Annotated in this window: 9 protein-coding genes; 4 read left to right on the top strand and 5 right to left on the bottom strand. The window is 61.7% G+C overall.

The genetic code is table 11. The features are described 5' to 3' along the window. Window positions 1-20 precede the first annotated feature (20 nt). From hisC to mtnA, 5 genes are all read right to left on the bottom strand, one after another. Window positions 21-1,133 (bottom strand): histidinol-phosphate transaminase, encoded by a 1,113-nt coding sequence (gene hisC / locus QRN41_RS00430; RefSeq protein ID WP_285421046.1) that lies wholly within the window; start codon window positions 1,131-1,133, stop codon window positions 21-23. A 9-nt stretch (window positions 1,134-1,142) separates the two neighbouring features. Continuing rightward, window positions 1,143-2,237 carry a prephenate dehydratase gene (pheA, locus tag QRN41_RS00425; RefSeq protein WP_034096534.1) on the bottom strand — a complete coding sequence of 365 codons (1,095 nt, stop codon included), beginning with the start codon at window positions 2,235-2,237 and terminating at the stop codon, window positions 1,143-1,145. Then, entirely contained in the window at window positions 2,237-3,322 is a 1,086-nt protein-coding gene (gene serC / locus QRN41_RS00420; RefSeq protein WP_034096533.1) for a 3-phosphoserine/phosphohydroxythreonine transaminase, read from the bottom strand. The genes pheA and serC overlap by 1 nt, the downstream gene beginning before the upstream one ends. A gap of 243 nt (window positions 3,323-3,565) precedes the next feature. After that, window positions 3,566-6,220 carry a DNA gyrase subunit A gene (gene gyrA / locus QRN41_RS00415; protein ID WP_034137442.1) on the bottom strand — a complete coding sequence of 885 codons (2,655 nt, stop codon included), beginning with the start codon at window positions 6,218-6,220 and terminating at the stop codon, window positions 3,566-3,568. A gap of 422 nt (window positions 6,221-6,642) precedes the next feature. Beyond that, a complete protein-coding gene (mtnA, locus tag QRN41_RS00410; RefSeq protein WP_094064554.1) occupies window positions 6,643-7,713 on the bottom strand; it encodes an S-methyl-5-thioribose-1-phosphate isomerase in 1,071 nt (356 codons plus the stop codon). Between the two features lie 109 nt (window positions 7,714-7,822). On the opposite strand from mtnA, the gene QRN41_RS00405 reads away from it, so the two are divergent. The 4 genes from QRN41_RS00405 to QRN41_RS00390 all read left to right on the top strand — a co-directional run bounded on the left by QRN41_RS00405 (window position 7,823) and on the right by QRN41_RS00390 (window position 11,520). Then, window positions 7,823-9,154 carry a TRZ/ATZ family hydrolase gene (locus QRN41_RS00405; protein ID WP_034137440.1) on the top strand — a complete coding sequence of 444 codons (1,332 nt, stop codon included), beginning with the start codon at window positions 7,823-7,825 and terminating at the stop codon, window positions 9,152-9,154. A 64-nt stretch (window positions 9,155-9,218) separates the two neighbouring features. Continuing rightward, the gene (ubiG, locus tag QRN41_RS00400) at window positions 9,219-9,917 is read left to right on the top strand and encodes a bifunctional 2-polyprenyl-6-hydroxyphenol methylase/3-demethylubiquinol 3-O-methyltransferase UbiG (protein ID WP_010211967.1); all 699 of its coding nucleotides are present in this window, start codon (window positions 9,219-9,221) and stop codon (window positions 9,915-9,917) included. A 4-nt stretch (window positions 9,918-9,921) separates the two neighbouring features. After that, window positions 9,922-10,593 (top strand): N-acetylmuramic acid 6-phosphate phosphatase MupP, encoded by a 672-nt coding sequence (gene mupP / locus QRN41_RS00395; protein ID WP_034137439.1) that lies wholly within the window; start codon window positions 9,922-9,924, stop codon window positions 10,591-10,593. A 186-nt stretch (window positions 10,594-10,779) separates the two neighbouring features. Next, window positions 10,780-11,520, top strand: coding sequence for a YciK family oxidoreductase (locus tag QRN41_RS00390; RefSeq protein ID WP_034096528.1), 741 nt, complete (start codon window positions 10,780-10,782; stop codon window positions 11,518-11,520). The last annotated feature ends 1 nt before the right edge of the window (window position 11,521 follow it).

Below are 11,521 nucleotides of genomic sequence, written 5' to 3'. Positions count from 1 at the left end.
CAGGTTGCAATGCAGTGACATCAACCACGAGGCAGAACCTTGGCCAACGCCTCCAGGAAGCGACTGTTTTCAGCCGGCAAGCCGATGGTGATACGCAGGTGGTTCGGCATCCCGTAGTTGGCCACCGGGCGCACGATCACACCTTCGCGCAGCAACCCTTGAAATATCGGCGCAGCCACTTGGCCCAGATCGACACAGATAAAGTTGCCCTTGGACGGAATCCAGCCCAGGCCCAATGCGCGGAAGCCATCCTGCAACTGCTGCATACCGCTTTCATTGAGGCGACGGCTTTCTTCTAGGTAGTCGACATCCTTCAACGCCGCACAGGCCGCCGCCAGGGCGAGGCTGTTGACGTTGAACGGTTGGCGCACGCGGTTCAGCACATCGGCGACCACCGCGCTCGACAGGCCATAACCCACCCGCAGCGACGCCAGGCCATAGGCCTTGGAAAACGTGCGCGACACCAGCAGGTTCGGATACGCCGCGAGGAAATCCAGGCCGTCCGGCAGGTCGCTGCCTTCGGCGTACTCGATGTAGGCTTCGTCCAGCACCACCAGCACATGCTCCGGCACGTCCTGCAGGAAGTCGTTCAAGGCTTCGGCACCGAACCAGGTGCCGGTGGGGTTGTTCGGATTGGCGATGAATACCACGCGGGTCTGGGCGTCGATGGCCGCCAGCATGGCCGGCAGGTCATGCCCCCACTCCTTGGCTGGAATCACCCGCGCCTCGGCACCAACGGCCTGAGTCACGATCGGGTAGACCGCGAACGCGTGCTCGCTGAACACCGCATTCAGGCCCGGGGCCAGATAAGCACGGCCTACCAACTCAAGAATGTCGTTGGAGCCGTTGCCCAGGGTCACCTGGTTCAGTTCCACACGACATTGCTCCGCCAACAAGGACTTGAGTGCGAAGCCATTGCCGTCCGGATAACGGGTCAACTCCGCCAGCTCTTCACGAATCGCCGCCAACACCTTGGGGCTTGGGCCCAACGGGTTCTCATTACTGGCCAGCTTGACGATGTTGGCCGGATCCAGGTTTAACTCGCGCGCCAGCTCGTCCACCGGCTTGCCCGGAACGTAAGGCGACAGTTGTTGCACGCCCGGCTGAGCCAGGGCGAGGAAGTTGCCACTCATGTTAACGCCTCACAAAACCGCTTTCGGGTAGGAGCCCAGCACCTTGAGTGCCACGGCTTCCTGACTGATTTTCTCGAGCACGCCTTTGACCAGCGGGTCGCGGTGATGGCCGACGAAATCGATAAAGAACACGTAGGTCCATTTACCGCTGCGCGAAGGCCGAGTCTCGATGCGCGTCAGATCGATCCCGTTGTCATGGAACGGCACCAGCAGCTCATGCAGGGCGCCGGGCTTGTTGCTCATGGACACGATGATCGAGGTCTTGTCGTCGCCGGTCGGCGGCACTTCCTGATTGCCGATCATCAAAAAGCGCGTGGAGTTGTCCGGGCGGTCTTCGATTTTTTCCGCCAGGCGCGTCAGGCCGTACAGGCCCGCGGCCATATCCCCAGCGATCGCCGCTGAGTTCCACTCGCCCTTGACCCGCTTGGCCGCTTCGGCGTTGCTGGACACCGCCACACGCTCGACATTCGGGTAGTGGGCATCCAGCCACTTGCGGCACTGAGCCAGGGACTGAGCGTGGGAATAGATGCGGCTGATGCTGTCGGTCTTGGTGTTCTCGCCCACCAACAAGTGGTGGTGGATACGCAGCTCCACTTCGCCACAGATCACCATGTCGTGTTCAAGGAAGCTGTCGAGGGTGTGGTTGACCGCGCCTTCGGTGGAGTTCTCCACCGGCACCACGCCAAAATTCACCGCACCGGCCGCTACTTCGCGGAACACTTCGTCGATCGCCGCCATTGGTTTGCTGATCACCGCGTGGCCGAAGTGCTTCATGGCCGCCGCTTGGGTGAAGGTGCCCTCAGGACCGAGGTACGCCACTTTCAGCGGCTGCTCCAGGGCCAGGCACGACGACATGATTTCACGGAACAACCGCGCCATCTCTTCGTTGCCCAACGGGCCCTTGTTGCGCTCCATTACACGCTTGAGCACTTGGGCTTCGCGTTCAGGGCGGTAGAACACCGGCACTTCGCCTTCGGCCAGGGACGCCATCTTCACTCGCGCCACTTCCTGGGCGCATCGCGCGCGCTCGCTGATCAGCTCCAGGACTTTCTCGTCCAGGCTGTCAATGCGAACGCGCAGGGCCTTGAGTTCTTGTTCAGACATTAGCCGTGTTCCTTTTCGAACTCTGCCATGTAGGCCACCAGCGCGTTGATCGCGTTGATGTCGACAGCGTTGTAGATGGAGGCGCGCATGCCACCTACCGAACGGTGGCCTTTGAGGTTGAGCAGACCGCGTTCGTCGGCACCGGCCAGGAACGGCTTGTCCAGGCGATCATCGGCCAGGCGGAACGGTACGTTCATCCACGAGCGATCCGTTTTATTGATCGGGTTGCTGTAGAGGCCGCTGGCATCGATAAAGTCGTACAGGGTGCGCTTCTTCACTTCGTTGAGCTTGCCCATGGCAGCCACACCGCCCTGCTCCTTGAGCCACTCAAACACCAGGCCCGACAGGTACCAGGCGAATGCCGGCGGCGTGTTGTACATCGAGCCGTTATCGGCCGCGACCTTGTAGTTGAGCATGGTCGGGCACAGCGAACGGGCGCGGCCCAGCAGGTCTTCGCGGATGATGTTGACCAGGATGCCGCTCGGGCCGATGTTCTTCTGCGCGCCGGCGTAGATCATGCCGTATTTGGACACATCGATCGGGCGCGAGAGGATGTCCGAGGACATGTCGCACACCAACGGGACGTCACCGACTTCCGGCACCCAGTCGAACTCCAGGCCTCCGATGGTTTCGTTCTGTACGTAGTGCACGTAGGCCGCGTCCTTCGACAGCTTCCACTCGTTCTGACCGGGAATCGCGAAATAGTCGTAAGGCTTGGCGGTGCCCGCCACATTGACGTGGCCGTAGCGCGAGGCCTCCTCAATGGCTTTCTGCCCCCAGATACCGGTGTCGATGTAGTCCGCAGTGCCGTCTTCCGGCAGCAGATTCAGCGGGATCTGGGCGAACTGCTGACTGGCGCCGCCTTGCAGGAACAACACTTTGTAATTGGAGGGGATGTCCAGCAAGTCGCGCAGGTCCTGCTCGGCCTTGGTGGCAATGGACACGAACTCATCGCTGCGATGGCTCATTTCCATCACGGAGAGGCCTTTTCCATGCCAGTCGAGGAGTTCACCCTGCGCGCGCTGCAGGACTGCTTCAGGAAGCGCCGCGGGACCGGCACAGAAGTTATAGGCTCTCTTGCTCACATCCAATCTCACTCTGATCTGGTGGGGCTGCAATCATGTTCGGTAACAACCTTTCTCTGGAGCGAACCCTTGTGGGAGCTGGCTTGCCGGCGATAAGGGCACCTCGGTAGCGCAGTGATACCGCGGCGCTGCCATCGCAGGCAAGCCAGCTCCCACATTGACCGCGTCCAGCCAAAGGACGTGTTATTTCATAGGGGACAAACAACAAGGGGGCGAATCTTCATCCGCCCCCTGTGTGTCCGCTTATTCCTGCGGTTCTTCTTCGTCTGCGGCAGCGTCGAGGGTAGGCTCGTCGACGGTGTCATCGCCTGTCGGGATCACCTCGCCTTCAAACGCCTCACCTTCCAGCTCTTCGCCTTCGACTTCCGAGGGTTCCTGGACGCGTTCCAGGCCCACCAGTTTTTCGTCCTTGGCCAGCTTGATCAAGGTGACGCCCTGAGTGTTACGACCCAGGCTCGACACTTCGGCCACGCGAGTACGCACCAAGGTACCCTGGTCGGAAATCAGCATGATTTCCTCGCCGTCGAGCACTTGCACCGCGCCGACCAGACGGCCGTTGCGCTCGTTGCTGACCATGGCGATCACGCCCTGGCCGCCACGCTTGTACTCCGGGAACTCGCTGATGGCGGTGCGCTTGCCGTAACCACGCTCGGAAGCGGTGAGGATCTGGCTACCTTCTTCCGGGATCAGCATCGAGATCAGCTTCTGCCCTTCCGGCAGACGCATGCCGCGCACACCACGGGCGGTACGGCCCATGGCGCGTACGTCGGACTCCTTGAAGCGCGTAACCTTGCCACCGTCGGAGAACAGCATGACTTCACGTTCGCCATCGGTGATGGCGGCCGAGATCAGCACGTCGCCTTCGTCCAGCTCCAGGGCGATCAGGCCAACGCTGCGCTGACGGCTGAAGGATTCCAGCGGGGTCTTCTTCACGGTGCCTTTGGCGGTGGCCATGAAGATGAAGTGACCTTCGGTGTATTCCTCGACCGGCAGCATGGTGGTGATGTATTCATCACTGTCCAGCGGCAGCAGGTTGACCAACGGACGACCACGGGCGGCACGGGAGGCTTCCGGGATCTCGTAGGTCTTGAGCCAGTACACCTTGCCCTTGCTGGAGAACAGCAACAGCGTGGTGTGGCTGTTGGCTACCAGCAGGTGAGCGATGTAGTCCTCATCCTTCACGCCGGTAGCCGACTTACCTTTACCGCCACGACGCTGGGCCTGGTAGGCCGCCAACGGTTGGGTCTTGGCATAGCCGCCGTGGGAGATGGTCACCACGCGCTCTTCTTCCGGGATCATGTCGCCCAGGGTCAGGTCGAGGCGCGCATCGAGGATCTCGGTGCGGCGCACATCGCCGTATTCGGCGCGGATCACTTCCAGTTCTTCGCGGATCACTTCCATCAGGCGCACCGCGCTGCTGAGGATGCGGATCAACTCGCCGATCTGGTTGAGGATCTCCTGGTACTCGGCCAGCAGCTTCTCGTGCTCCAGACCGGTAAGGCGGTGCAGACGCAGTTCCAGGATGGCCTGGGCCTGTTCCGGGGACAGGAAGTACTTGCCTTCGCGCAGACCGTATTGCGGGTCCAGGTTCTCCGGACGGCAGGAGTCGGCGCCAGCGCGCTCGACCATGGCTACCACGGCGCTGGATTCCCAAGGCGTGCTGATCAGCGCTTCCTTGGCTTCCGACGGGGTTGGCGAGGCTTTGATCAGCGCGATCACCGGATCGATGTTCGACAACGCAACCGCCTGGCCTTCCAGGATGTGGCCGCGCTCGCGGGCCTTGCGCAGTTCGAACACGGTACGGCGGGTGACGACTTCGCGACGGTGACGGACGAAGGCTTCCAGCAGATCCTTGAGGTTCAGAATGCGCGGGCGACCGTCGATGAGGGCTACGACGTTGATACCAAACACGCTTTGCAGTTGGGTCTGGGCGTAGAGGTTGTTGAGGATCACCTCCGGCACTTCGCCACGACGCAGCTCGATCACGACGCGCATACCGTCCTTGTCGGACTCGTCGCGCAGCTCGGTAATACCTTCGAGCTTCTTCTCCTTGACCAGCTCGGCGATCTTCTCGATCAGACGCGCCTTGTTCAACTGGTACGGGAGTTCGGTGATCACGATCTGCTGGCGGCCACCGACCTTGTCGATATCTTCGATGATCGAGCGGGCACGCATGTAAATGCGCCCGCGACCGGTGCGGTAGGCTTCGATGATACCGGCGCGACCATTGATGATCGCGGCGGTCGGGAAGTCCGGACCAGGGATGTATTGCATCAGCTCATCGACGGTCAGCTCAGGATTGTCGATGAGAGCCAGGCAACCGTCGATGACTTCACCGAGGTTGTGCGGCGGGATGTTGGTGGCCATGCCCACGGCGATACCGCTGGAACCGTTGACCAGCAGGTTGGGGATCTTGGTCGGCATGACGGCCGGGATCATTTCGGTGCCGTCGTAGTTCGGCACCCAGTCCACGGTTTCTTTATGCAGGTCGGCCAGCAGCTCGTGCGCCAGCTTGGTCATGCGCACTTCGGTGTATCGCATGGCCGCGGCGTTGTCGCCGTCGACCGAACCGAAGTTGCCTTGACCGTCTACCAACAGGTAGCGCAGGGAAAACGGCTGGGCCATACGTACGATGGTGTCGTACACCGCAGTGTCGCCGTGAGGGTGATACTTACCGATCACGTCACCGACAACACGGGCAGATTTCTTGTACGGCTTGTTCCAGTCGTTACCCAGCTCGCTCATCGCGAACAGCACACGCCGGTGCACGGGCTTCAAGCCATCGCGCGCATCAGGCAGTGCTCGACCGACAATCACGCTCATCGCGTAGTCGAGGTAGGACTGTTTCAGCTCGTCTTCGATATTGACCGGGAGGATTTCTTTGGCCAGTTCGCCCATGAGAAGCCTGATTCCTTTTTCGGGTGAAACTTCGTCACATCCATATGGGACGAACGAAGCTCGCCGCTGCCGGCAGAGTGCCTGGCAACGACTTACGACAAATCAACGAGTTATGACACGGATCTGCACGTTATAGGCCGCCCCTCGGGGTGACCTTGGAAACCGCCGGATGTTATCACAATCGCCGCCACGCACCTATCCCCTTGATGGGCATGGAGCATAGTAAGTTGACGGATGACAGGCTTGAGGGCGACGAGAGGGGCTCAGAGGTGGGGTGGTGGTATTTTTCGAGGGAGAATCCGAGGGTTTTGTTGACTTTTAGAGCCAATCGGGGGCAAGCCCCTCGCACACTGAAAATGTGAACACAGTCAAATGTGGGAGGGGGCTTGCCCACGATGACCATTTCAGCCTCCACATAAACCTCAGTGCAGCCGCTTACGGCACATCAACTTGGCCAATTTCGCGGTATCCGGCCGTTCGACGATGCCTTTTTCGGTCACGATCACATCGATCAGGTCGGCTGGCGTCACATCGAACACCGGGTTGTAGGCGCCGACCTCCAGCTGCTGCCCCATCACCTCCAGCAATTCACCGGCATTGCGTTCTTCCAGGGCGACGTCTTCGCCGGTCTCCATCATCAGGTCCAGGGTGGAACTCGGCGCCACTACCATAAAGCGCACGCCGTGATGCATGGCGCAGACCGCCAGTTGGTAGGTGCCGATCTTGCCGACCACATCACCGTTGGCGGCGATGCAGTCCGCGCCCACGACCACCCAGGTCACACCTTTGGTCTTGAGGATATGGGCACCGGCCGAGTCGGCATTCACCGTGACCGGGATGCCCTCGCCTGCCAGCTCCCAGGCGGTCAGCCGTGAACCTTGCAGCCAAGGACGGGTTTCATTGACATAGACCTGCTCGACCATGCCCTCAAGGAATGCGCCACGGATCACCCCCAGCGCCGTGCCGACCCCGCCGGTGGCCAGCGCGCCCGCGTTGCCGTGGGTCAAAATGGCCTGGGCATTGCCCTGATGCTTGCGGATCAGGTCGACGCCCAATTGCGCCATGGTCAGGTTGGCTTCGCGGTCGCTTTCATGAATCGCAATGGCCTCGGCTTCCAGCGCAGCCAGCGGATCGGCGTGTTTCTTGAGACGGTCGAGGCGGTCTCGCATGCATTTGAGGGCCCAGAACAGGTTCGACGCGGTCGGACGACTCTCGGCGAGCAGTGCGTAGTCTTCTTCCCACCCGGCTTGCCAGTCACCGCCCTCGGCGATGCGCGCCCGAGCGGCCAGTACCAGGCCATAGGCCGCACTGATACCGATGGCTGCCGCGCCGCGCACCACCATCCCACGGATGGCCGCGGCCACTTCGTCCACCGTGGCGCAGGCGACCCAACGCTCGCGGGACGGCAAAGCGCGTTGGTCGAGCAGGTGCAGCGTGCCGTCGCGCCAATCGATGGCCTTCACTTTCTCCGCAGCCAACAGTCGATCGCGCATCCCTTACTCCGCACTCATGAACAAAAGCCGCCGATTATAGCGATCCGCCAGCCAGGACGCTCGGGTATACTTCGCGCTTCTTTTATAGCTGCCCAGGAAGAAGCCCGCGATGACCCCCACCGCCGCCCCGCTCGACATCTTGCTGTTGCCGACCTGGCTGGTACCTGTGGAGCCCGCCGGCGTGGTGCTCAGGGAGCACGGCCTGGGCATCCGCGACGGGCGCATCGCCTTTATCGGGCCTCGGGCGGCAGCGTTGAAACTGCAGGCCGCCGAGGTGCGCGAGCTGCCGGGCATGCTGCTCAGCCCCGGCTTGATCAACGCCCACGGGCACGCGGCCATGAGCCTGTTTCGCGGCCTGGCCGATGATCTGCCGCTGATGACCTGGCTGGAGAAGCATATCTGGCCCGCCGAGGCCAAGTGGGTCGATGAAGCCTTTGTACGCGACGGCACCGACCTGGCTATCGCCGAACAGCTCAAAGGGGGCATCACCTGTTTCTCCGACATGTACTTCTACCCCAAGGTCGCCAGCGACTGCGTACACAACAGCGGCATGCGCGCGCAGATCGCGATTCCGATCCTCGATTTCCCGATCCCTGGCGCCAGCACCGCCGATGAAGCGATTCGCCAGGGCATCGAGCTGTTCGGCGACCTCAAGCACCACCCGCGCGTCAATATCACCTTCGGCCCCCACGCGCCCTACACCGTATGCGACGCCAATCTGGAGAAAATCCGAGTAATCGCCGAAGAACTCGACGCCGCCATCCATATGCATGTACACGAAACCGCCGGCGAGGTGCAGCAAGCCGTGGAGCAGACCGGCGAGCGGCCGTTGGCGCGCCTGAGCCGCCTCGGGCTGTTGGGGCCGCGCTTCCAGGCCGTTCACATGACTCAAATCAGCGAGGACGACCTGGTTTTGCTGGTAGAAAGCAATACCAGCGTGATCCATTGCCCTGAGTCGAACCTGAAACTGGCCAGTGGCTTCTGCCCGGTGGAACGTCTGTGGCAGGCTGGCGTCAATGTGGCCCTCGGCACCGACGGCGCCGCCAGCAACAACGACTTGGATTTACTCGGCGAAACCCGCACCGCTGCGATGTTGGCCAAGGCCGTCGCCGGTTCGGCCACCGCCCTGGACGCGCACCGCGCACTGCGCATGGCTACGCTCAACGGAGCGCGCGCCATGGGGCTGGACACTGAGATCGGTTCGCTGGAGCTAGGCAAGGCGGCGGATATCGTCGCCTTCGATCTGTCGGGGCTGGCGCAACAACCGATCTACGATCCGGTCTCACAGCTTATATATGCCACCGGACGCGATTGCGTGAAACACCTTTGGGTCGCCGGCAAGCAGTTGCTCGACGACCGGCGATTGACCCGCATGGATGAGCAACAGTTGACCGCCACGGCCGTTGCCTGGGGCAGGCGCATCAGCGGGCAGCACGAATAACGACGGTGGTGAACCTGCGCGTTCAACACCGGCCCACCGATTTATCAGATTCAGAGGATTCACCATGAGCAACGTCGACCACGCCGAAATCGCCAAATTCGAAGCCCTGGCCCACCGCTGGTGGGACCGCGAAAGCGAGTTCAAACCGCTGCACGACATCAACCCGCTGCGAGTCAACTGGATTGACGAACGCGTCAATCTGGCCGGCAAGAAGGTGCTGGACGTTGGCTGCGGCGGCGGCATCCTCAGCGAAGCCATGGCCCAGCGCGGTGCCACGGTGATGGGCATCGACATGGGCGAAGCGCCACTGGCCGTGGCCCAGTTGCACCAGTTGGAGTCCGGCGTAAACGTGGAGTACCGCCAGATCACCGCCGAAGCCCTGGCCGAAGAGATGCCCGAGCAGTTCGACGTGGTCACCTGCCTGGAAATGCTCGAACACGTGCCGGACCCGTCATCGGTGATCCGCGCGTGCTTCCGCATGGTCAAGCCGGGCGGCCAGGTATTTTTCTCCACCATCAACCGCAACCCCAAGGCGTACCTGTTCGCGATCATCGGCGCCGAATACATCATGAAGCTGCTGCCGCGCGGCACCCATGATTTCAAGAAATTCATCCGCCCGTCCGAGCTGGGGGCCTGGAGCCGCCAGGCCGGTTTGACCGTCAAGGACATTATCGGCCTGACCTACAACCCGCTGACCAAGCACTACAAGCTGGCCAACGACGTCGACGTCAACTACATGATCCAGACCCTGCGCGAGGAGTAAGCCTGTGAAGTTGCGAGCGGTTCTCTTCGATATGGACGGCACCCTGCTGGATACGGCGCCGGACTTTATCGCCATCTGCCAGGCCATGCGCGCCGACCGAGGCCTGGCGCCGATCAACGACCAACACATCCGCGATGAAATCTCCGGCGGCGCGCGGGCGATGGTCGCGGTGACGTTCTCGATGGACCCCGAGTCCCCAGGCTTCGAGGAACTGCGCCAAGAGTTTCTCGAACGCTACCTCAAGGGCTGCGCGATCCATAGCAAGCTGTTCGACGGCATGGGCGAGCTGCTGGCGGACATCGAAAAGGCCAACCTGATCTGGGGCGTGGTCACCAACAAGCCGGTGCGCTTTGCCGAGCCGATCATGCAGCAGTTGGGCTTGGCCGAGCGTTCGGCATTGCTGATCTGCCCGGACCATGTGAAGAACAGCAAACCGGACCCCGAGCCGCTGATCCTGGCGTGCAAGATGCTCGACCTCGACCCGGCCAGCGTGCTGTTCGTGGGTGACGACCTGCGTGACATCGAGTCCGGCCGCGACGCCGGCACGCGCACAGCCGCGGTCACCTATGGCTATATCCACCCGGACGACAACCCGCGCCACTGGGGCGCGGATGTGGTGGTGGATCACCCGCTGGAACTGCGCAAGGTGCTGGATAACGCGCTATGCAGTTGCTGATGGCTCATCGATCCAGCTGACCGATGAAGATCCCCTGTGGGAGGGGGCTTGCCCCCGATTGCAGTGTGTCAGTCACTGCATTTGTTGACTGATCCACCGTTATCGGGGGCAAGCCCCCTCCCACAAGGGATCTCCACCGGTCTCAAGTTTTGTGCTGAAACATGTTGAATTCTGTCGAGGCTATTTATGTTTGATTACTCCGCACGTCCAGAACTGCTCAAAGGCCGCGTCATCCTGGTGACCGGTGCCGGTCGCGGGATTGGCGCGGCAGCGGCGAAAACCTATGCCGCCCATGGAGCCACCGTGCTCTTGCTGGGCAAGACCGAAGCCAACCTGGCCCAGGTGTATGACGAAATCGAAGCCGCTGGCCACCCGCAACCGGTGGTGATTCCGTTTAACCTGGAGACCGCCCTGCCCCATCAATACGATGAATTGGCGGCGATGATCGAGAAGGAATTCGGCCACCTCGACGGCCTGCTGCACAACGCTTCGATCATCGGCCCACGCACGCCGATCGAACAGTTGTCCGGCGAGAACTTCATGCGGGTGATGCATGTGAACGTCAATGCGATGTTTATGCTGACCAGCACTTTGCTGCCGCTGCTCAAGCTGTCCCAGGATGCATCGGTGGTGTTCACCTCCAGCAGCGTTGGGCGCAAAGGCCGGGCGTACTGGGGGGCGTATGGCGTATCGAAGTTCGCCACCGAAGGCTTGATGCAGACCCTGGCCGACGAACTGGAGGATGTGGCGGCGGTGCGGGCCAACAGCATCAACCCAGGCGGCACCCGCACCAGCATGCGTGCCCAGGCTTATCCAGGGGAAAACCCGATGGAAAGGCCGGCACCGGAGGAAATCATGCCGGTGTACCTGTATTTGATGGGGCCGGACAGCGCGGGCGTGAATGGGCAGGCATTCGATGCCCAGTAAC

Origin of the sequence: Pseudomonas sp. efr-133-TYG-23, assembly GCF_030209215.1 — a bacterium.
GTDB lineage: Bacteria > Pseudomonadota > Gammaproteobacteria > Pseudomonadales > Pseudomonadaceae > Aquipseudomonas > Aquipseudomonas rhodesiae.
The sequence above is the reverse complement of the archived record's forward strand: the minus strand, read 5'-3'. Positions and strand labels throughout refer to the sequence as shown.

Excerpts from the sequence above, each read along its gene's own strand:
- hisC (WP_285421046.1), bottom strand. The coding sequence starts at position 1,133 with ATGAGTGGCAACTTCCTCGCCCTGGCTCAGCCGGGCGTGCAACAACTG.
- pheA (WP_034096534.1), bottom strand. The coding sequence starts at position 2,237 with ATGTCTGAACAAGAACTCAAGGCCCTGCGCGTTCGCATTGACAGCCTG.
- gyrA (WP_034137442.1), bottom strand. The coding sequence starts at position 6,220 with ATGGGCGAACTGGCCAAAGAAATCCTCCCGGTCAATATCGAAGACGAG.
- mtnA (WP_094064554.1), bottom strand. The coding sequence starts at position 7,713 with ATGCGCGATCGACTGTTGGCTGCGGAGAAAGTGAAGGCCATCGATTGG.
- QRN41_RS00405 (WP_034137440.1), top strand. The coding sequence starts at position 7,823 with ATGACCCCCACCGCCGCCCCGCTCGACATCTTGCTGTTGCCGACCTGG.
- ubiG (WP_010211967.1), top strand. The coding sequence starts at position 9,219 with ATGAGCAACGTCGACCACGCCGAAATCGCCAAATTCGAAGCCCTGGCC.
- QRN41_RS00390 (WP_034096528.1), top strand. The coding sequence starts at position 10,780 with ATGTTTGATTACTCCGCACGTCCAGAACTGCTCAAAGGCCGCGTCATC.